Here is a 22513-nt window from a genome sequence, read left to right on the forward strand (position 1 = left end):
TCGCCGAGTGCATCGGGCACATCGGAAGAACAGATGTATTACCAGGTCATGAGCAGGAGAGCGGAGCAAAGACGGAGGTGTGCGGCCGGCGGCGCGGCGGGCAGAGTGACGTCCATCGACTCGACCACGGGGGCGCTGAGAATGACTTCGCTCGACGAACGCGAACGGGTGGCGGAACCGGGGAATCCGCTTCACGTCCTGCTGGACCCCGCCATGCGGATCGATCCGCATCCGACTCTGGCCAGGCTGCGGGCCGCGAGCCCGCTCGTCACGCCGGACGGCACGGTGGTCGTCGGGGACTACGCGAGTTGTCTCGACGTGATGCGGAATCCGGCGATGGGCAACGACACCTTGGACTCGCCCGGCCTGCGTGGCCTGGTGCCGAACAGTGGCGCGAAACAGGTTCTCGACTCGATCTTCTTCATGGACGGCGGTGACCACGGCAGGCAGCGTCGGCTGATTTCCAAGGCCTTCACCCCGAGGATCACCGCGCGTTATCGCCCGTGGATCGAGAACATCGTCGACGAACTGTTCTCGGAAATCGACGGCGCGGACGAATTCGACGCGGTCGGTGAATTCGCCAATCTGCTGTCCATTCGCATCATCTGCGAGCTGCTCGATGTCCCGATGTCCGATGTGGACGTTCTCAAGGAGTGGTCGGACGACCTCGCGCTGGCGACCGAGCTCCCGACGCTGGTCGCCGGGTTCCGGCGGCTGGGCCTGCTCTCACCGGAGGAACTGGCCGTGGTCGACCGCACGTGCGCGTCGATGCACGCCTACTTCGCCGACCTGATCTTCAAACGCCGCCGCGCTCCCGGCGAGGACCTCGTGTCCAGCCTCATCCGGACGGAGGACCGCGGACAGACCCTCGCCCGGCACGAGGTGACGAACGTGCTCGTCACGTTGTTCGCCGCCGCGCACGAGTCGGTCACGAACCTGATCACGAACGGGATCCTCGCCCTGCACCGCAACCGTGACCAGCTGGCGCTGCTGCGGGCGGACCCGGCGCTGGCCGCGCCGATGGCCGACGAGGTGCTCCGCTACGACGCCCCCGTCCAGCTGACCGCCAGGGTCGCGCTGAGCCCGACCACGGTCGCCGGTCTCGACGTCGACGCCGGGACCGTGGTGATCCTCCTGCTCGCGGCCGCCAACCGGGACGAGACCGAGTTCGCCGAGGCGGACCGGTTCCTGATCTCCCGTACCACCAAGCGCATGCAACTGGCCTTCGGCGCGGGTCCGCATTTCTGCATCGGTTCCAGTCTCACCAAGCTCGAAGCCGAGCTCGCCTTCCGTGCCGTCGCCGAACGTTTCACCGATTTCGAGGTCGACGAGGGTTCGCTGGAGTACCGCCGCCACGTGGTCGTCCGCGGCCTGCGGAAGATGACCGTCCGCGTCTCGCGCCGAAACCTGGAGCTTTGATGTCTACAGAGGACAAGACCCGCCAGTACCTGAAGAAGGTCACGGCCGAGCTGCGGCGTACCCAGGACAGGCTGCGCGAGGTCGAAGGCCGGGCGCACGAGCCCATCGCCGTGGTCGGGATGGGCTGCCGCCTTCCCGGTGGTATCGACTCCCCGTCCGGGCTGTGGGAACTGATCCGGGACGGCGGTGACGCGATCACACCGTTCCCGGACGATCGTCACTGGGATCTCGACGAACTCTACGACCCGGATCCGGATGCGGGAAGATCCGGCCGTTCCTATGTCCGCGAGGGCGGTTTCCTGCACGACGCGGCGCTCTTCGACGCCGGCTTCTTCGGCATTTCCCCTCGGGAAGCACTCGTGATGGATCCCCAGCAGCGGGTGCTGCTGGAGGTCGCGTGGGCGACCTTCGAGTCTGCCGGGATCGACCCGGACGAGCTGCGCGGCAGCCGGACCGGTGTCTACGTCGGCTCCACCGGCAACGACTACGAGCTGGTGTGGAAGGGCTCGAAGGAGTACTCCCCGCACGGGATCACCGGCAACAGTTCGAGTGTCATCTCGGGCCGGATCTCCTACTGCTTCGGCTTGGAAGGGCCCGCGGTGACCGTCGACACCGCCTGTTCGTCCTCGTTGGTGGCGATCCACGAAGCCATTCGCGCGCTGCGCGAGGGTACGTGCGGGATGGCGCTGGCCGGTGGGATCACGGTGATGGCCACGCCGGACACCTTCACCGAGTTCTGCGGCCAGGGCGTGACCTCGATCGACGCCAGGTGCAAATCCTTCGCCGACGGGGCGGACGGGGCGATCTGGGCCGAGGGCGCCGGTCTCCTCCTGCTCGAACGGCTGTCCGACGCCCGTCGCGCCGGGCACCCGGTGCTGGCACTGCTGCGGGGTTCCGCGGTGAACCAGGACGGGACGAGCAACGGCCTTTCCGCCCCCAGCGGGCCCGCGCAGCAGCGGGTGATCCGGGCCGCGCTCGCCGACGCCGGACTGTCGGCACAGGACGTCGACGTGGTGGACGCGCACGGCACCGGAACCACCTTGGGCGATCCGATCGAGGCCAACGCGCTGATCGCGACCTACGGCAAGGACCGGTCGCCGGACCGTCCGCTGCGGCTCGGCTCACTGAAGTCGAACATCGGGCACACCCAGGGCGCGGCGGGGGTCGCCGGCGCGATCAAGCTGATCATGGCCATGCGGCACGGCGAACTGCCCAAGACCCTGCACGTCGACGCTCCTTCGTCCAAAGTGGACTGGACGAAGGGTGCGGTCGAGCTTCTCACCGAAGCGGTCCCGTGGCCGGAGACGACGTCACCGCGGCGAGGCGGCGTGTCTTCCTTCGGCATCAGCGGCACCAACGCCCATCTTCTGATCGAGGAAGCACCCGCCCAGGAGGCGCCCCCGGCGGTGGCGACCGGGTCGCTTCCTGTGCTGCCGTGGGTGCTCTCCGCCAAGACCGGGGCGGCCCTGCGCGGCCAGGCGGCCCGGCTGGCGTCCTTCGCCGAAAGCCACGCTCCCGCCGACGTCGCGGGAGCGCTGGCCGGCACGCGGGTCGGTTTCCGCCACCGCGCGGTGGCGTTCGGCAGGACCGCCGAAGACTTCGCCACGGCACTGAAGGCCTACGCGGACGGCGCGGCGACCGGCGCGGTCGTCGAAGACGTGACCGGAAACGGTTCGCTCGCCTTCCTGCTCACCGGGCAAGGCGCGCAGCGGCCGGGGATGGGAAGCCGGCTCGCGGCCGAGTACCCCGTGTTCGCCGCCGCGCTCGACGCCGTCTGCGGCGAACTCGACCAGCACCTGTCCCGGCCACTGCGCGAGATCATGTTCGCCGAAACCGGCTCGGCCGACGCGGAACTGCTGTACCGCACCGAATTCACCCAGCCCGCGTTGTTCGCCTTCGAAGTCGCCCTGTTCCGGCTCGTCGAGTCGTGGGGGGTGCGCCCGGATCACCTGCTCGGGCATTCGGTCGGGGAGATCGCCGCCGCGCATGTCGCCGGGGTCTGGTCGCTGCCCGACGCCTGCCGGGTGATCGCCGCCAGGGGACGCCTGATGCAGGCGTTGCCCGAGGGCGGGGCGATGGTCTCCGTGGACGCGACCGAAGCGGAGGTCCTGCCCGAGCTGGCCGGTCTCGCGGACCGGGTCTCGATCGCGGCGATCAACATCGCGGAGTCCGTGGTGCTGTCCGGGGACGGGGACGCGCTGACCGGTCTCGAGCGGCTTTGGGAAGGCCGCGGGCGCCGGACCAAACGGCTCCGCGTCAGCCACGCCTTCCATTCGCCCCTCATGGAGCCGATGCTCGCCGAATTCGAAGTCCTGCTCGGCGAACTCACCTATCACCCGCCGTCCATCCCGATCGTGTCCGACGTGACCGGAGAACCGGCGACGGCCGAACGACTGCGCTCACCGGCGTACTGGGTCGAACACGCGAGAGCGGCCGTCCGGTTCCACGACGGTCTGGCCACCTTGAGGGAAGCGAAGATCACCACCCTCCTGGAACTCGGCCCGGCCGCGGTCCTCTCCGCGATGGTGCCCGCCGGCGGTGACCCCGGAATGGTCGCGATTCCCGCCGTGCGCACCGACCGGGACGAGGCCGAAGCCGTCCTGCGGGCGATGGGTGCCTTGCACGCCCGAGGCGTATCGGTGGACTGGACGGCGATCCTCGCTCCCGTCGCACCCTCGCCCGTCGAACTGCCGACCTACGCCTTCCAGCGTGAGCACTACTGGATCGCGCCGGAGGCGGACACCGCCGACGTCCAGGCGGCAGGTCTGCTCCCGTCCGGGCATCCGCTGCTGGGCGCCGCCCTCACCCTCGCCGACGGCGGCGGAGTCGTGCTCACCGGCCGGATCTCGTTGCGGGCGCAGCCCTGGCTGTCCGGCCACCGCGCTCACGACACGGTGATCCTGCCGGGCACGGCGTTCGTGGAACTCGCGCTGTCCGCCGGCGAACAGGTCGGCTGCGACGTGATCGAAGAACTCACGATGGAGACCCCGCTGACCCTGCCGGACGAGGGCGGCGTGCGGATCCAGGTACTGGTCGGGGAACCGCTGGACTCCGGCAGCCGTCCGGTCCGGGTGTTCTCCCGGCCCGACGGCGCCGATATCGGAGGCTGGCGTTCCCATGCCGCCGGGCTGCTGGGCGCCCGTACCGCGCCCGGCAGCGACGGGCTGACCGAATGGCCCCCTGCCGGTGCGGAGCCGATTCCATTCGACGGCAGCTATTACGACGACCCGGAGGTCGTGCTGGCGTTCGGGTACGAAGGGGTGTTCCGCGGCCTTCGCAGGGTCTGGCTGCGCGGGGATGCGGAGCTGTTCGCGGAGATCGAACTGCCAGGGGACCGTTCGCTGACCGACGGCTACGGTCTGCATCCGGCGTTGCTCGACGCCGCGCTCCAGGCCGTCGGGCTCGGCCCGTTCCTGGATTCGATCAACCAGGGCTCCGGCAGCATGCCGTTCGCCTGGTCCGGGCTGACCCTGCACGCGGCGGGGGCCTCGATGCTCCGGGTGCGGGTCACCGGCGCCGATGGGCACGTGGCGCTGACCCTCGCCGACGGTGCGGGCGCACCGGTGGCCTCGATCGAGAATCTCGCGTGGCGGCCGGTCGCCGAACGGGCGGCCCTCGGCGCGCCGGATGTCGACGACTCCCTGTACGGGCTGGATTGGGTGCCCGCCCGCGGACCGGCCGCGGCGGGCCTCGGCGGTCACGTCGTGCTCGAATCGGGGTCCGCCGGGCTCTCCGCGCTGATCGCCGCGGGCGAGCCGGTCCCGGAGACCGTGGTCGTCGCGGTGTCCATACAGGACGGTTCGGTGGTGCCGTCGGCACGGGCTGCGCTGGCCGAGGTCGCCGAAGTGCTGCGCGTCTGGCTCGCCACGGACCGGTTCGCCGACGCGAAGCTGGTGCTTTCCACTCGCGGGGCCGTCGCCGCGGTGGCCGGGGACCGGATCGACCTCACGGTCGCCGGTGTCTGGGGCGTGGTGCGCTCGGCCCAAGCGGAGAATCCGGGCCGGATCGTGCTGCTCGACACCGACGGCCCGCTGGACGACGCGATCCCGGCCGCGCTCGCGACCGACGAGGCGCAGATCGCCGTTCGGTCCGGGACGGCCTTGATCCCGCGGCTGCATCCGGTCGCGGCCGACGGGCTTCTGCCGGTCCCGGCGGAACCGGCTTGGCGCCTCGACAGCACCGGGCACGGCACGCTCGACAACCTGGCCCTCGTGCCTTGTCCGGAGGTGCTCGGACCGCTCGCGCCGCTCGACGTCCGGGTCGGCGTCCGGGCCGCGGGGGTCAACTTCCGCGACGTCCTGGTCGCACTCGGCATGTACCCCGGGAAGGCGGTCCCGGGAGCGGAAGCCGCCGGGGTGGTCTTGGAAACGGGCGAAGGCGTGTCCGATCTCAGCCCCGGTGACTCCGTGTTCGGCGTGTTCAGGGGCGCGATGGGGCCGGTGGCGGTCACCGATCACCGGCTGCTCGCGCCGATTCCCGCGGCCTGGTCGTACGAAGCCGCGGCTTCCGTCCCGATCACGTTCCTCACCGCGTACTACGGCCTCACCGATCTCGCCGGACTCCGGCGGGGCGAGTCCGTGCTGATCCATTCCGGTGCGGGCGGTGTCGGCATCGCGGCGATCCAGCTCGCGAAGCATCTCGGCGCGGAGGTGTTCGCCACGGCCGGCGAGGCCAAGTGGGACACCCTACGAGGGCTCGGGCTGGACGACGCGCACATCGCTTCCTCTCGGACGGTCGACTTCGAAACCCGGTTCCGGGAGACGACCGGCGGCCGCGGCGTCGACGTCGTGCTGAATTCGCTGACCGGCGAGTTCCTGGAGGCCTCGTTGCGCCTGCTGGCTCCGGGAGGACGGTTCCTGGAGATCGGCAAGGCCGACGTCCGCGATCCCGAAGCGGTGGCCGCGGCCCATCCGGGCGTCCGCTACCACTCGTACGACCTGGTCGCGTCCGCGGGCGAAGACCGGGTGCGCGAGATGCTGACCGAGGTCTCGGCTCTGTTCGCCCGCGGCGTGCTCACCCTGCCGCCGCGCCGCGATTACGACCTCCGGCGCGCGGGAGAGGCGCTCCGGCACGTCAGCCAGGCGAAGCACGTCGGCAAGGTGGTTCTCACCGTGCCGCGGAAGCCCGACCCCGACGGCACGGTCCTGGTCACCGGGGGCACGGGCTGGCTCGGCGGCCTGATCGCCGAACACCTCGCACGCCGGGGCGCGCGGCACCTCATGCTGCTCAGCCGTCGCGGTGACGACACTCCCGGTGCCGTCGACCTGATCGACAGGCTGTCCGGCCTCGGCGCCGAGGTCGCGGTCGTCAAGGGGGACGTCGCCGATCGCGGCGACGTCGAGGCCGCGCTGGCCGCCGTGGCACCGGAACACCCGCTCACCGCGGTCGTGCACGCGGCCGGGGTGCTCGCGGACGGCGTCGTCGCCACCTTGACCGAGGAGCAGCTCGACGCCACCCTCCGGCCGAAACTCGACGGGACCTGGCATCTGCACGAACTCACCAAGGACCTCGACCTCGCCGCTTTCGTCTGTTTCTCCTCCGCGGCGGGCATCTTCGGGGCCGCGGGACAGGGCGCTTATGCCGCCGCGAACTCCTTCGCCGACGCGTTGATGAGGTGGCGGCGGGACGCCGGACTTCCCGGCACGTCCCTCGCCTGGGGACTTTGGGCACCAGGTGACGAGCGCGGCGGGATGGCCGGTGGCCTCAGTGCGGCGGATTGGGCACGGATGGGGCGGACCGGCGTCCGCGGGCTGACCGCGCAGCAAGGCCTCGCCCTCTGGGACGCGGCGCAGGAGTCCGATCGGGCGCTGCTCGCCCCGCTCGGTCTCGACCTCGGCACGATCTCGGGGCTGGGCGAAGGTATCCCGCCGTTGCTCAGGGACATCGTGCGCGGCTCCGCCCGGCGGGTGGCGGCGGGTCGGCGTCAGGACACGCCCACCGAGGCGCCCGACGCGCTCATGCGGAGGTTGGGTTCGTTGCCGCAGGCCCAGCGCGAGCGGCAGCTGGTTTCCCTCGTGCGAAGTCACCTGGCGGCCGTCCTCGGCTACGCGTCGGGTGACGAGGTGCCCACCGAAACCCCCTTCCGCGAACTGGGTTTCGACTCCCTGACCTCGGTCGAGCTCCGCAACCGGCTCACCGCGGCCACGGGCCTCAGGCTGCCACCGACGCTCGTTTTCGACCACCCGACCGCGAACGCCCTGGCCGGGTACCTCGGCACGGAGATCGCCGACTCCGGTGCTCCCGCCGCTCCGGCGCCTTCACCCGCGCTGGCTCAGCTGACCGCCCTCGAACGGACTGTCGCGGAGCTGGACGAGGACGCCGAAGTGCGCGCGACGCTGGGTGCTCGTGTGCGAGCCCTGCTGACGCAGCTGGAAGGCGACGGTTCCGGCGAGACGGAGGACGCGCTGCGCTCCGCCTCCGTCGACGAGCTGTTCGACTTCGTCGACCGGGAGTTCGGCCGTGGGTGAACCTGCCGTGCCAGTGACGACGACGAATCCGTGGGGGCCTAGCCATGTCCGATGACCCGAAGCTCGTCGAGTACTTCAAGCGGGTGACCGCGGAGCTGTACGAGACCAAGAAGCGGTTGAACCGCCTCGAAAACGCCGACGCCGATCCGGTGGTGATCGTGGGCGCGGGCTGCCGGTTCCCGGGCGGGGTCGAGTCGATCGAACAGCTGTGGGAGGTCTTCGTCGAGGGGCGGGACCTGATCTCGGAGTTCCCCGGCGATCGAGGCTGGAACCTGGCGGAGATCTACGATCCCGACCCCGAGGCACCGGGGAAGTCGTATGTCCGTCATGGCGGTTTCATCGAATCGGCGACGGAGTTCGACGCGGGATTCTTCGGTGTCTCGCCGCGGGAAGCGCTGGTGATGGACCCACAGCACCGGCTGCTGCTGGAGGTCTCCTGGCACGCGTTGGAGTCCGCAGGGGTCGACCCGGCCGGCCTCCGCGGCAGCCGGACCGGGGTGTTCACCGGGCTGGTCGGCGGGGACTACGCCTCCCGGGTGGAGGAGGTGCCGGTCGACCTGGTCGGGCAGGTCTCGATCGCCAACGCGGCCAGTGTCGCCTCCGGGCGGGTGTCGTACCTCTTCGGTTTCGAGGGCCCGGCGATCACTCTCGACACGGCGTGTTCGTCCTCGCTCGTCGCGATGCACCTGGCCGCCCGATCGCTGCGGAGCGGCGAATGCGATCTCGCGCTCGCCGGTGGCGCGACCCTCATCCCGAGCCCGATCCGGTTCATCGAGTTCTCCCAGCAGCGTGGCCTCGCGCCGGACGGCCGGTGCAAACCCTTCGCCGCCGCCGCGGACGGCACCGCCTGGGCGGAAGGCGCCGGGATCGTCGTCCTGGAGAAGCTCTCCGACGCGCGACGCAACGGGCACCGGGTGCTCGCCGTGCTCAAGGGGTCGGCGGTCAACCAGGACGGGGCCTCGAACGGTCTCACCGCGCCCAGCGGACGGGCACAGCAGCGGGTGATCACCGACGCGCTCGCCGACGCCGAACTGTCCACACAGGACGTCGATGTGGTCGAAGCCCACGGCACGGGCACGAAACTGGGCGATCCGATCGAGGCGCAGGCGCTGCAGGCCACCTACGGGAAGGGCCGCGCCGCGCCGGTGCTCGTCGGTTCGGCCAAGGCCAACGTGGGGCACACCCAAGCCGCCGCCGGGATCGCCGGCGTGCTCAAGATGCTCATGGCCATGCGTCACGGTCTCGTGCCCCCGTTGCCGCACCTCGACCGGCCGACGCCGCACGTCGACTGGGACGGCGGCGGGATCGGCCTGACCACCGAAACCGTGCCCTGGCCGGAGACCGGCCGTCCCCGTCGCGCCGCCGTCTCGTCGTTCGGGATGAGCGGAACGAACGCGCATCTCATCCTCGAACAGGGCGAGCCGCCGGAGGAGGCCGGAGCGGGAGCTCCTCCGCTGCTGCTGCCGTGGGCGGTTTCCGCGGCCACAGCGGCGGGCGTGGCGGCGCAGGCGAAGAAGCTGCTCGACGAACTCGGCGATGCCGACCCGGCCGACGTCGCGTATTCGCTCGCCACGACGCGAACCCATCATCGGCATCGCGCCGTGGTGCTGGGCACCGATCGTGAGGAGCTCGTCTCCGGCCTTTCCGCGCTCGCTTCCGGGGAACCGTCGCCGTTCGTGGTCGAAGGCACCGCGATCCCGGACTCCGGTGTGGTGTTCGTCTGCCCGGGGCAGGGCGCGCAATGGCGGGGGATGGCGGTGGACCTGCTGGACACGTCGCCGGTGTTCGCCGAGCAGCTCGTCGAGTGCGAGAAGGCGTTGACCCCGTTCGTCGACTGGTCCCTGGTCGACGTCCTGCGTCAGACCGAGGGCGCCCCTTCGCTCGAACGCGTCGACGTGGTCCAGCCGGTGCTGGCGGCCGTGATGATCTCGCTCGCGCGGCTCTGGCGGCAGCACGGGGTGGAGCCGACCGCCGTCGCCGGTCACTCGCAGGGCGAGATCCCGGCGGCCTGGATCGCCGGTGGCCTGAGCCTTTCCGACGCCATGCGGGCGGTCGCGCTGCGCAGCCGTGCGCTGACGGCGCTGTCGGGAACCGGCGGGATGGTCTCGGTCGCCCTCAATGCCGAGGCGGCGGCCGGACTCATCGAGGGCATACCGGGCGAACTCACCATCGCCGCGGTCAACGGCGCATTGTCCACAGTGGTCTCCGGGAGCCCGGCCGCGCTGACGGAACTGCTCGAAGAATGCGGGAAGCGAGGCCTGCGGGCGCGCCGCGTCCCGGTCGACTACGCGTCGCATTCGGCTCACGTCGAACGGATCCGGGACACCGTCCTGCGCGAACTGGCGCCGCTGGTGCCCGCCGACCCGGTACTGCCGTTCGTTTCCGGCCGGACCGGCCGGTGGCTCGACGGCGAGCCGCTGGACGCCGGGTACTGGTACCGCGGCCTGCGGGAAACGGTCCGGTTCGACGAGGTGACCACCACGCTCCTGCGCGACGGCCACCGGGTGCTGCTCGAGGTGAGCCCGCATCCGGTGCTCGCCGGTGCGATGCGCGAGACCCTGGACGCCGTCGGTGCGACCGCCTCCGTGCTCGGGACGCTGCATCGCGGCGAAGGCGGTCCGGACCGGTTCCTGCGCGCCCTCGCCGAAGCCCACGTCGCCGGGGTCGAAGTGGACTGGCAGGTCGTTTTCGAAGGCAGCGGGGCACGCCGGGTGGATCTTCCGCCCTACCGGTTCCAGCGCGACCGGTATTGGCTCGAGCCGATCCTGCCGGAGTTCGGGGACGGCGGCGCGGTGGGGGAGGACGCCGAGCCGGACACCGACCTGGCCGCGCTGTCGCCGGAAGAGCGGCGGGAACGGCTGGTCAGGCTGGTCCGCGGACACGTCGCCGCGGTGCTGAAGTACCCGCGGGGCCGTGAAGTCCCGCTGGACGACACCTTCCGCGACCTCGGTTTCGAGTCGCTCACCGCCGTGGAACTGCGCAACCGGATCGCGGGCGCGACCGGCGTCGACCTCCAGCTGACCGACGTGCTCAACTATCCGACGGTCGAGGAGCTGGCGGAGTTCCTGTCGGACGAGGTACCCGGGAACGGATCCGGCGGGGCCGCGACGGACGAGTCCGATTCGGACAGTCTGGTTTCGCTGTACCTGCGAGGTGTCGAGCAGGGACGGCCGCACGACGCGATGGGGCTGGCCAGGATGGCCGGGCTGTTGAGGGCTTCGTTCGACGACACGTCCGACGCGGCCGCCTCGGTGGGGATTTCGCGGCTGTCCGTCGGTTCGGGTGGTCCCGCGCTGGTCTGCGCGGTGCCGCCGGTCTCGCCGATCACCGACGCCGCGTATTCGTTCATCGCACCCGCGATGCAGCGGCCCCGGGACATGTGGACGATGTGGCCGCCGGGGTTCACCGACGGCCAGCCGCTGCCCCCGGACCTGCCCAGCCTGTTCGAAGCCCAGCGCCGCGCGCTCGACGAGCACGTGGGCGACGGACCGCTGGTGCTGGTCGGCTACTCCGCGGGCGGCTGGGTCGCCCGGGCGTTCGCCGAGTACCTGGAGGAGCGGAACCGCCCCGCGGACGCCGTCGTGCTGGTGGACATCTACCTGCCCGCTTCGGACCGCAACGAGGTGCGCGGTCGCTTCATGCAGGAACAGGCCGGCCGACAGGAACTGTTCGCCGGCGGGAAGACGGGTTCGATGGCGAGCCAGCTCGGTGCGATGGGCCGGTACGTCACGCTCTTCGACACCTGGGAGCCCGTGCCGATCCGCACGCCGACCCTGCATCTGCGGGCCGCGGAGTCCCTGCGCGGGCTGCCCGCGTTCACCGCGGACGAACAGTTCCCGACCGCGCTGTGCGCACGGACCGTCGACCTGCCGGGCAATCACTACACGCTGCTCACCGAACACGCAGAGGCGGCCGCGGCCGCGCTACACGATTGGCTGACCGAGCTCTTCGGGAGCCATTGAGCCTCGTTCACTTCTCCCACAACGGAATCGAGGGCAGGCCCAGTGCGCGGCGGGCCCGGTCGGTCAGCTCCTGGACCAGCTCCGTCTTCGCCGCGTGTCCGCCGTGGCGACGTGCAGGATGCGGGTGCGGAGCCGGGCAGCCGCTCGTGCCGCGAGGCCCGGCCAGGCGGGGGTCGTATTCGGAGATCTCGATGCCCCGACCCCACCGCTCCGACTTGCGGGGGCGGTGCCGTCGTGTCACCAATGGACACGTTCGGTGTACCGCGAGCGGCGAGAGGACACGTGCCGGTGAACCTGACTCTCGTCGCCGTGCTCGGCGTCGTCATCATCGTGGTGGTGGCCGCGTTCTCGGAACGACTGAACCTGGCCGCCCCGCTGAGTCTCGTGGTCGCCGGGATCGGGCTGAGCTTTCTGCCGGGTGTCCCGCATCCGGAGATCGAACCCGAGCTGATCCTCGCCGGGGTGCTCCCTCCGCTGCTGTATTCGGCGGCGGTGAACATGCCGATGGTCGACTTCCGGCGGAACATCCGGCCGATCACCGGGCTCGCGGTCCTGCTCGTGGTAGGGACGACCCTGGGCGCGGGCTGGCTGTTCCACTGGCTGGTGCCGGGGATCGGGTGGCCTGCCGCGTTCGCGCTCGGCGCGGTCATCAGCCCCACCGACGCCGTCGCGGCGACGTCCGTGGGACGGCGGCTCGGCCTGCCACCCCGGTTGCTGACCGTGCTCGAAGGCGAAGGGCTGGTCAACGACGCCTCGGCGCTCGTTCTGCTGCGGTCCGCCGTCGCCGCGGTCGCCGGGTCGGTGTCCGTCTGGGGTGTCGTGGGGGAGTTCGCCTTCTCGGTCGTCGTAGCGGTCGGGATCGGGATCCTGGTCGGGATCGTCAACGTCCGGGCGCGCGCCTTGCTGAACAATGCCGTGCTCAACACCGCCATCTCGTTCGTGGTCCCGTTCATCGCCTTCCTGCCCGCGGAAGAAGCCGGCGCCTCGGGCGTGCTCGCCGTCGTCGTCGCCGGACTGGTGACCGGCCATCTCGCCCCGCGGCACCTGCGCGCGACGGACCGCCTCGCCGAGACCGTCAACTGGCGCACCGCGGCTTTCCTGCTGGAGAGCGGGATGTTCCTGCTCATGGGACTCAGCGTGAAAACCCTCATCGACGAGGCGCACGACGACGGTTCGAGCGTCTGGCGCGCGGTCGCCATCGGCCTGGCCGCGTCGGCGCTCGTCATCGTCGCGCGCGTCGTCTTCGTCGGACCGCTGGTCGCAGGCCTGTACCGCGAGCAGCGCAAAGCCGCACGATTCAAGCCGCGGCTGGAGACGACACAGGCGGTGCTACGTGGCGACGAGTCGAATCCCGCCGTCACCGAGCGACTGGACAAAGCGTCACCGAGGCGGGTGGCGCATTTCCGGAAACGGCTCGATCGCGCCGCCGCCGACGTCGAGTTCCGGCTCACCGAGACGCTGGGCTGGCGCGGCGGTCTGGTGCTCGGCTGGGCGGGGATGCGCGGCGCCATCACCCTCGCGGCGGCGCAGACCCTGCCGCAGGACACCCCGGATCGTGCCCTGCTCGTCCTGATCGCCTACGTGGTGGCGACCACGACACTGCTGGTACAGGGAATGACGCTCCCGGCGGTCATCCGCGCGGCCCGGGTGCCGGCGGAGGACCCGGACCGGACGCGCCAGGAGTACGTCCGGCTCATGACCGAACTCGCCGACGCGGCGAAGTCCGTTCTGGACGATCCGGCCGAGGGGCCGTTCAGTGACGCGGTCCTGGACCGGGTGCGTTCGGACGTGCGCGTCCCGGGCAAGGCGCCGGCCGACCGCCCGGCTTCGGACGTCCACCAGTATCTGCGGCTGCGCTTGCGTGTCCTCACCGAACAGTCCGAACGCCTTCAGCGTGCCCGGTCGAGCGGCGGATACAGCTCGGAGACGTTGAGCCGGGCGCAAACCGCACTCGACGTGGAGATGGCGCGCCTCGAGCAACTGGCGGACAAACCGGCTTCTTGAGCCGTCTCCGCCCGGTTGGCCGACCTCGATCCGCAGATGATCAACGTGGCCGCGGGTTCCGGGCACCGGCCCAGCGCTTCCCGAACTGGGGCAGGTCGTAAGAACCGGCGTTTCATCGAAATTTAATGACCCGCCGATAGCGTCACCGAAGATCGAAGTCTCTTTTTGCGGGGAGTATGCGCCGGCCCCAGCGGGAGTTCGTCCGAACGCACTAATTCGTTTCGACTATTCGATCGAACGTCTTCGTCGCACGCGTCACCGCTCGATCCCCTGCGCGACAGGGATTGCCGGGTCAAGGTAAACCGAATTCACTGATCCAGAGGGGGTCGGGGGCATGTCTGCCTTCGTGTGGGCTCGTCCGGTTCGTCATCGCCACAAGGCCGTGGTGGTGCTGTTGTTCCTGGCTTTGGTGGCGATGCTGGTCCCGAGTGCGGGCCCGCCCGCCTCGATGCGTATGGCGGGGCAGGCGTCAGGTGCGGATGGCGCGGTGGCCGCCCCGGAACACCCCGAGGGGACGGCGTTCGATCCGAATCAGATCAAGGACATCAAAGCCGCCGATCCGGGGGCCGGGGTGAACCTGATCGCGCCACCGTCGGCGAACAGCTCCGGAGATGCGCGGATGTCCTACCCGCTCGAGGTGCCCAAGGGACGGGCGGGTCTGGAGCCGAAGCTGGCGGTGACGTACAGCTCCGCGGGCGCGAACGGCTGGCTGGGCGTCGGGTGGGACGTCGCCATGCCGGCGATCACGGTCGACACCCGCTGGGGAGTACCGCGGTTCGACGCGGCTCTGGAGACCGAGACCTATCTCCTGAACGGCGAGCAGCTCACGCCGGTCGCCCATCGGGGCGAGTTGCAGAAGAGGTCGGCGGAGAAGGTGTTCCACGCCCGCGCGGAGAGCCGGTTCGACCGGATCGTGCGCCATGGGGACAATCCAGCCGGTTACTGGTGGGATGTCACCGACAAGTCGGGCACTCGCACGGTGTTCGGCGGGGCGGAGAACACCACGCTGACCGATGCCGCGGGACACGTGGCGACGTGGGCGGGACGCGAGGTCCGCGACACCAACGACAACGTGCTGCGCTACCACTACGCCCGGGTGGAAGACGGCGGCACCGAGAAGTCGACGGTGCTGGGCAGCAACCTGTATCCGCGGCGGATCACCTACACCGGCCACGGCGCGACCGAGGGCAAATACTCGGTGACGTTCCTGCGCGACCGGGACCGGGGCGAGCCGCGCCGCGGCGACGTACAGATCGACGCTCGTGGCGGGTTCAAGAAGGTGACCGCCGATCTGCTGCGGCGGGTCGAGGTCAAACTGGACGACCAGCTGATCCGTGCCTACGAACTGAACTACCGAACCGGTGCCTACGCGAAAACCCTCCTCGCCTCGGTGTCTCAGTTCGGCGAGGACGACAAGCTGTTCAACACGCACTCGTTCGACTACTTCGACGAGGTGCGTGACCAGGCGGGCAACTACACCGGGTTCGCCGGTGCCGCCGGGTGGTCGGTCCCGGACGACGACCTTGGCGTGAACATCCGTGAAGGTGAGGCGAGTGCGATCTCGGCGAACACCTCCGTCGGGTTCGGCGCGCACTTGTTCGCCGGCTACAACGTGCAGGGGCTACCGGTCAAGCAAGGTGGCGTCGGGTTGAAGGTCGGGTTCAACGCCGGTCAGTCCGATGGCCTGTCGGCGCTGGTGGACGTCAACGGCGACAACCTGCCGGACAAGGTTTTCCGCAAGAACAACGAAGTGCACTACCGCCCCAATCTGAGCACCCCCGGAGGTGAACCGAAGTTCGGTGACACGCCGATCAGGTTGCGCGACCTCCCGGGGATCTCCACCGAACGGACGTTGTCGGGCACAATCGGTGTCGAGGCGTTCGTCCTCACTGTCGCCGCGCAGCTGGACTTCATCGGGACCACGACCACGTCGGACCGGTTCTTCAGCGACGTCAACGGTGACGGCCTCACTGACCTGGTCAACAACGGCGGTGTGCTGTTCGGCTATCTGGACGTCAACGGGCAGCCCGCCTACACCGCCGATTCCACCCGCACCCCGGTGCCGGTCGGCGGCGGGGCGGTGACCGGCGAGATCGTCGGTGACCAGACAGCGCAGTTCAACCAGCAGGTCGACAACTCGCCGTTGCTGGACTCGGTACGCCGCTGGGTCGCGCCGTTCGACGGCACCGTCCGCGTCGACGGCCGGGTGCAACTGACCGTGGACCCGTCGCCCGCGCGCGCCGCGTACACCAAAGCCGACGGTGTGCGGGTCACCATCCAGGCCAAGGACACCGAACTCTGGGCGCAACGGATCGGCCCGGACGACCACACGGAGTTCACCCCGGCCAACGTGTCGGCGGTCGCGGTGAAGAAGGGCGACGCGCTCTACTTCCGCACACAGTCCATTCTGGACGGAAAGTACGACACGGTGGCGTGGGATCCGACGATCACCTACACCGACCTGGCGGCCGGTACGGACGTGAACGGGATGGCGAACACCGTGTTCCGTGCGTCCGCGGACTTCACGCTCGGCGGCCGCTCGTCGCAGGTGATGGTGCCGGTGACCGGCAAGCTCCGGCTGACCGGCGACGTGGTCAAGAGCAAGGTGACCTCGGACGACGTGGCCGTGGTGATCACGAAGGGCAACGGGGTGCACGCTCCGGCGGAGGTGTTTCGCAAGGTCCTTCCTGCCGGGTCGACCGGGACCACCACGATCGACATGAGCCTCCCGGTCAGCCAGTTCGAGAAGATGTCATGGCATATCAAGACCGACTCCCCGATCGACGTTTCCGCGGTGTCCTGGGTGCCGAAGGCGCACTACACGGAGGCGCCGGGGGTGGAGTCGCTGGTCGACGACAAGGGGCAGCCGAGCCTGGTGATCAGCCCGCCGTTCGACGTGGACATGTATCCCGCGGACACCCTCAAGGCGCCGCAGCAGACCTACAAGGTGACCAAGACCGGCAAACTGCGGGTCCGGCCGGGTGTGAAGCTCAACTTCGGCTTCCCCGGGGCGACCAAGATCGCCTTCACCGTCAAGAAGCGCGGCGGGCAGTTGCTGGGGAAGCGGGTCGTCGACATCGTCAACGGGCAGTACGGCTCGCCCGGCCAGGACCTGGACGTGGTAGTCCCGGTCACCGAGGGCGACGAGCTGTATTTCGACCACTCCACAACGGATCCCTACCTGTTCGGCTTGATCGCCGAACAGTCCGCGAAGGTCACCTACGACCTCTCGTCCCCATGGCCGACGTTCAGCCCGGCGCCGAGCGCGGCACACGGCTCCGCTCAGCAGGGTGCGTTCCCGCAGCCCTACCGCGGCTGGGGTGTGATCGGCTACCAGGCCAACCGCGACCGCGCCACCCAGCCCATCAAACAGGCCGAACTCGCGATCGACCAGAGCTTCAAGGACGCCCTTCCCCGGGAACCCAAGGAAGCCGACATCCCGGGGTTCGCCGCGAATCCCCGGATCACCATGCCCCGGCTGGCGATCTTCGCTCCGAACCCGGCCAAAGGCGGCTGGTCCGCGCAGGACGAGTCGTCCTGGTTCACCTCCACCATGGCGACCAGTTCCCGGCTCGGCGCGGACACCATCGACGTGGTCACCGACGCCGATGTCGCCGGTGACCGCACCGCGATGCGTCGCGGCGTGACCGGTCAGGTGTCCGGCACGCTGTCCGCCGGCCCGTTCGGGGGCACGGTCGTCGGTGGGATCACCGCGGGTTCCGTCGACTACGTCGACCTCAACGGTGACCGCTTTCCCGATGTCGTCGGCGCCAAGGAGATCCAGTTCACCGACATGAACGGCGGGCTCGGCGCTCGGCGCGGCACGCTCGGTGGCAACGTCCGCGAGTCCGACACCTTGTCCGGCAACGTGTCCTACTCCGCCGGCAGTGAGGCCGCGACAATGGCCAGTGCGCTGGGCCTGGCCGCTCCGGAGGCAGGCAGCAGCAACAACACCGCCACCTCCGGCCCGGTCCAACCGGCGCTCGGGATCGGTGGCAGCCTCGGCGGCGGCGAGTCCGACACCCGCGTCGACCTCGTCGACATCAACGGCGACGGTCTGCCGGACAAGGTCTTCGCCAACGGCGACGCCCAGCTCAACCTCGGCTACAGCTTCGCCACCAGGGAACCCTGGTCAGCGGGACCGATCAACGACGCCTCCACCCGCAACCTCGGCGTCAACCTCGGTTTCAACGTCGACAACTACGGCTTCGCCGGGGGACTGTCCGCCGAACTGGGCACCTCTTTCACCAACGCGAGCATGCTCGACGTCAACGGCGACGGTCTCACCGACCGCGTCTTCACCGATGGCACCAATCCGATCAAGGTGGCCATCAACACCGGCACCGGCTTCACCGCGCCCACTCCGTTCCGCGGCGGCTTCACCGACATCGCCGTCGACAAGAACGCCACCCTCGGTGCGGGCGTCTACTTCACGTTCCCAGTCCCCACCCCGGTCGGCACATTCGTGTTCAACCCCGGCGTCAACGCCTCCACGAGCATCAGCCGTGCCGAGATCGGCCTGCGTGACATCAACGGCGACGGCCTGGCCGACCACGTCAAATCCACCCGGGACAACGAGCTGCTGGTCGCGGTCAACAAAACCGGCCGTACGAACCTGCTCCGCACGGTGACGCGGCCGTTGGGTGGGAAGATCGATCTGGACTACACCCGTACCGGTAACACGCAGGCGACGCCGGAGTCCCGCTGGGTGCTGTCCCGCACCAGCGTGTCCGACGGTCATCGCGGTGACGGAGCCGATACCCAGCTCACCACGTATCGCTACGAACAGGGGAAGTACGACCGGCTCGAACGCGAGTTCCGCGGCTTCGGCAAGGTCGTCACCGAACAACGTGACCCTGGCGCTGCCGAGGCGCTCTATCGCTCGACCACTGACGAATACCGCACCGACAGTCCGTATACCCGCGGATTGCTCGCCCGCACCCTCAGCACCGATGGTGCGGGACGGCCGTTCACCGAAACCGTCAACACCTATCAGCTCCGCGACACCGCACCGGGCAGCGTGTTCGCAGCTCTGTCCCGGGTGGACAAACGCTTCTACGAAGGGGCCGAGAAACCTGGCAAATCCACCTACACCGAAATGTCGTACGACGACTTCGGCAACTTGATCCGCTCGTTCGACGCCGCCGACGAGGGCGCCGCCGACGACGTGGAGACCACCTACGGCTACTCCGCGTCCGACCCGGCTTGCCGGACGCGGAACCTGGTCGGTACCGCGAATCGGCTCGAGCAGCGCGGCGGCGCCGACCTGTCACGGCGCAGCGAATCCACAGTGGACTGCGTGACCGGGGCGGTGCGGCAGGTCCGTCAATACCTCACCGACACCACCTCTGCCGACACCGACCTGGAGTACCACCCGGACGGGAACCTGAAAGCGGTCACCAAGCCGGCAGGCAAGTCCGGTCAGCGGTACCGCCTGGAGTACGGCTACGACGCGGTCGTCGGCGTCCACGTCGAGTCTATTGTCGATAGCTTCGGGCTGCGGTCGGGCGCGACGCACAACCTCAAATACGGGCAACCGGACCGCACCACCGACCAGAACGGCCAGCAGATGCTGCGCGGTTACGACAGCGTGGGCCGGTTGGACACCGTCACCGGACCGTACGAGATCGGGTCGGGCAAGGCCACGATCGACTTCGACTATCACCCCGAAGCCGCCGTTCCGTACGCCACCACGCGTCACCTCGACCGTGATGCCACTGGTGTCCGGGAGGACACCATCGACACCGTCACCTTCACCGACGGCCTCAAACGCGTTCTGCAGACCAAGAAGGACGCGTCGGTCGCGAACAATCCCGGTGACACCCCCGACCAGGTCATGACCGTCTCCGGCCGGATGAAGTTCGATTTCGCCGGCCGCGTGGTAGAGCAGTACCACCCCGTGACCGAGCCCAAGGGCGACGGCAACACCACGTTCAACGCCGCCTTCGACACCGTGGCACCCACCCGCACCTCGTTCGACGTGCTGGACCGGACGGTCAAGGCGGTCGAGCCGGACGAGGTCACGACCACCGTGGCCTACGGATTCGGCCCCGACCGCGCCGGCGTCACCCGGTTCGAGACGACCGCGACGGACGGCAACGGCAAACAGAAGCGCAGCTACGCCGACCTGCGAGAGAAGACCACCGCGGTCAAGGAGTTCAACCCGGCCGGGGGACAAGCGGTGATCTGGACCAGCTACGGCTACGACGCGCTCGGGCAGATCACCACCGTGGTGGACGACAAGAACAACACCACCCGCTCCGAGTACGACCCCCTCGGCCACCGGACGGTGCTCGACAGCCCCGATGCGGGCCGCACCGAGACGCGCTTCGACCTGGCGGGAAACCCGACGGCGAAGATCACCGCCGGCGGCAAGCAGATCGAGTACGACTACGACCACAGCCGCCTCACCGCGGTTCGTTACCCGACCTTCCCGGCCAACAACGTCACCTACACCTATGGCGCAGCCGGCGCGCCGGACAACGCCGCCGGACGGATCACCGAGATCCGCGACGCGGCCGGGACCCTCACCCGTGGTTATGGCCCGTTGGGCGAGACCACCCGGGAAACCCGCACCATCAAGATCGCCGGGCAGGCGGACCGCGGCTACACCACCGGATGGCGCTTCGACGCCTTCAACCGCGTCCTCCAGATGACCTACCCGGACGGCGAAGTTCTTCGCTACGACTACGACACCGGCGGCCGGGTCACCCGCGCCACCGGAACCAAGAACGGGACCGACTATGTCTATCTCGGTCGCCTCGACTACGACAAGTTCGGCCAGAAGGTGTTGCAGCAGGCCGGTAACGGGGTGCGCACCACCTATACCTACGACCAGGCCGACCGCAGGCTCGCCACTCTGAAGTCGAAGACGCCGGGTGCCACCGAGTTCCAGAACCTCGGCTACACCTACGACAACGTCGGCAACATCACGCAGCTGACGAACAGCACGGCACAGAACCCGACGATCGGCGGCCCGAGCAGCCAGACCTTCGGCTACGACGACCTGTACCAGCTCACCTCCGCCAGCGGCCAGTACACGACCAAGAGCAACCAGCAGGACAAGTACACCCTGGCGCTGAGCTACGACTCCATCCACAACACCACCGGCAAGACCCAGCACCACGAGATCACCGGCACCACCACTCAGGCGGCGGCGCTGAACCGCGGGTCTAGTCCTGTGTCGCCGGTCAGTGGCGGCGGCGGGAGCCCGGCGTCGCTGGGCCCGCTGACGGTCGGACCGATCGAGGCTGCCGGGAGCTACGACTACAAGTACGACTATGGGAGCGGAAAACCCCACGCGCCGAGCAAGGTCGGCCCGATCACCCAGGCCTACGACGCGAGCGGCAACCTCACCGACACGGTGAACACCGAAGCCGAGGGCAAACGACGCCAGTACGTGTGGGACGAGGAGAACCGGCTCGCCTGCAACCAAGACGCCGCCACCGCGACGGTTCCTCAAACCCCGGCAGGCTGCCAGGCGGCGACCGTCGGCTACACCTACGACGCGGCAGGCGAACGCGTCATCAAACAGGGCGATGGCATGTCGCTCTACCCCAACCGTGGCTACACCGAACGTAATGGCACCGGCTTCAAGCACATCTTCATCGGCGACAGCCGCCTCACCACCAAGACCGTCGCCGCCACTGGTCCCGAAAACGCCCAGTCCTACTTCCACGCCGACCACCTCGGCTCATCCGGGTACGTCACCGACAGGCAAGGCAACGTCACCGAACACCTCGAGTACATGCCGTTCGGGGAAACCTGGGTGGAGGAGCGGGCAGGCCAGAGCGATACGCCGTACAAGTTCACCGGCAAGGAACTCGACGAAGAGACCGGCCTCTACTACCACGGCGCTCGCTACTACAACCCGAGAACGCAACTCTGGGCGAGCGCGGACCCGGCCCTGCCTGACTACCTCGACTCCAACGTCGCGGGCGGCATCACCAACCCCCGCAACCTCGCCACCCACACCTACGCCCACAACAACCCGGTAAAGTTGACCGACCCCACCGGCAGGTCGCCAGAGAACTATCAGATGCTTCTGGGCAATATGACGAGTGAGATGAATAAAAACGCCAAGGGGTCAGATGCCGCTGAGCTGCGACAATTAAATTCGGGTAAACTATGCAGATATTGCCCTGTCACTCCCGAGAGTGCCACCGCAACCAAAGTGAAGGCCTACGAGAAATTCATTAGTCTCGTGCAGACGGGTGGCCCATGGGATCACAAGAAGAAGATTTACAAGGATCTCGGACATGATCGAGATGCGCCTGAAGAATATGACGGCTACTTGAGAAACGATGCCTGGTCTAACATTCACTTTGGATACGTTGGCACCGCCGCCGGGTTTACCGCCATCGAGCTGACCGAAGGCGCCGACTGGGCCGATCGCAAAGAGGGTGACCATAAGACTGATCCTGCGGATCAGGCCGCAGTTCAATTTGGTATCGATCTCCGCAACAAGTACGGCGACAGCGAGATCACCCCGGAGATCTTCAATAAAGAGATCTGGTTGAATCATGGGAAGCTTGTGGAGGCCGGAGTAATTCAGCAGCCGCCACCAATCCCCCGTTGCAATCAAGGGAACGTACAGTCGTGCTGACTTATGCCGGAAGGTCCTTGGACGGGATCTGTTCGGGGCACACGCAAACCCTGGAA

At 68.9% G+C, this 22513-nt stretch carries 5 protein-coding genes and 1 pseudogene; 5 read left to right on the forward strand and 1 reads right to left on the reverse strand.

Annotation, left to right across the window (positions count from 1 at the left end; translation table 11 throughout):
- Positions 1 to 141 precede the first annotated feature (141 nt).
- From CVV72_RS07895 to CVV72_RS07905, 3 genes and pseudogenes are all read left to right on the forward strand, one after another.
- Positions 142 to 1419 (forward strand): cytochrome P450, encoded by a 1278-nt coding sequence (locus CVV72_RS07895; protein WP_219151743.1) that lies wholly within the window; start codon positions 142 to 144, stop codon positions 1417 to 1419.
- Positions 1419 to 7886: a type I polyketide synthase gene (locus CVV72_RS07900; RefSeq protein ID WP_219151744.1), complete on the forward strand. Its 6468-nt coding sequence runs from the start codon at positions 1419 to 1421 to the stop codon at positions 7884 to 7886. Before CVV72_RS07895 ends, CVV72_RS07900 begins: the two co-directional genes overlap by 1 nt.
- A gap of 134 nt (positions 7887 to 8020) precedes the next feature.
- Positions 8021 to 11848, forward strand: a pseudogene (locus tag CVV72_RS07905) (type I polyketide synthase); the annotation flags it as partial.
- Between the two features lie 7 nt (positions 11849 to 11855).
- On the opposite strand, the gene CVV72_RS07910 reads toward CVV72_RS07905, so the two are convergent.
- Positions 11856 to 12089, reverse strand: a complete 234-nt coding sequence (locus CVV72_RS07910) for a hypothetical protein (RefSeq protein ID WP_219151746.1) — start codon at positions 12087 to 12089, stop codon at positions 11856 to 11858.
- A 47-nt stretch (positions 12090 to 12136) separates the two neighbouring features.
- Between CVV72_RS07910 and CVV72_RS07915 the strand changes: the two genes are divergently transcribed.
- Positions 12137 to 13852 carry a sodium:proton antiporter gene (locus CVV72_RS07915; protein ID WP_219151747.1) on the forward strand — a complete coding sequence of 572 codons (1716 nt, stop codon included), beginning with the start codon at positions 12137 to 12139 and terminating at the stop codon, positions 13850 to 13852.
- Positions 13853 to 14186: 334 nt separating this feature from the next.
- Positions 14187 to 22457, forward strand: coding sequence for a SpvB/TcaC N-terminal domain-containing protein (locus CVV72_RS07920; RefSeq protein ID WP_219151748.1), 8271 nt, complete (start codon positions 14187 to 14189; stop codon positions 22455 to 22457).
- Positions 22458 to 22513: the final 56 nt, after the last annotated feature.

The organism is Amycolatopsis sp. TNS106 (genome assembly GCF_019330265.1).
Taxonomy (GTDB): Bacteria; Actinomycetota; Actinomycetes; order Mycobacteriales; family Pseudonocardiaceae; genus Amycolatopsis; species Amycolatopsis lurida.

What these genes read in the sequence shown, in the direction of transcription:
- CVV72_RS07900 (WP_219151744.1), top strand. Translation starts at nt 1,419, where the DNA reads ATGTCTACAGAGGACAAGACCCGCCAGTACCTGAAGAAGGTCACGGCC.
- CVV72_RS07895 (WP_219151743.1), top strand. Translation starts at nt 142, where the DNA reads ATGACTTCGCTCGACGAACGCGAACGGGTGGCGGAACCGGGGAATCCG.
- CVV72_RS07920 (WP_219151748.1), top strand. Translation starts at nt 14,187, where the DNA reads ATGTCTGCCTTCGTGTGGGCTCGTCCGGTTCGTCATCGCCACAAGGCC.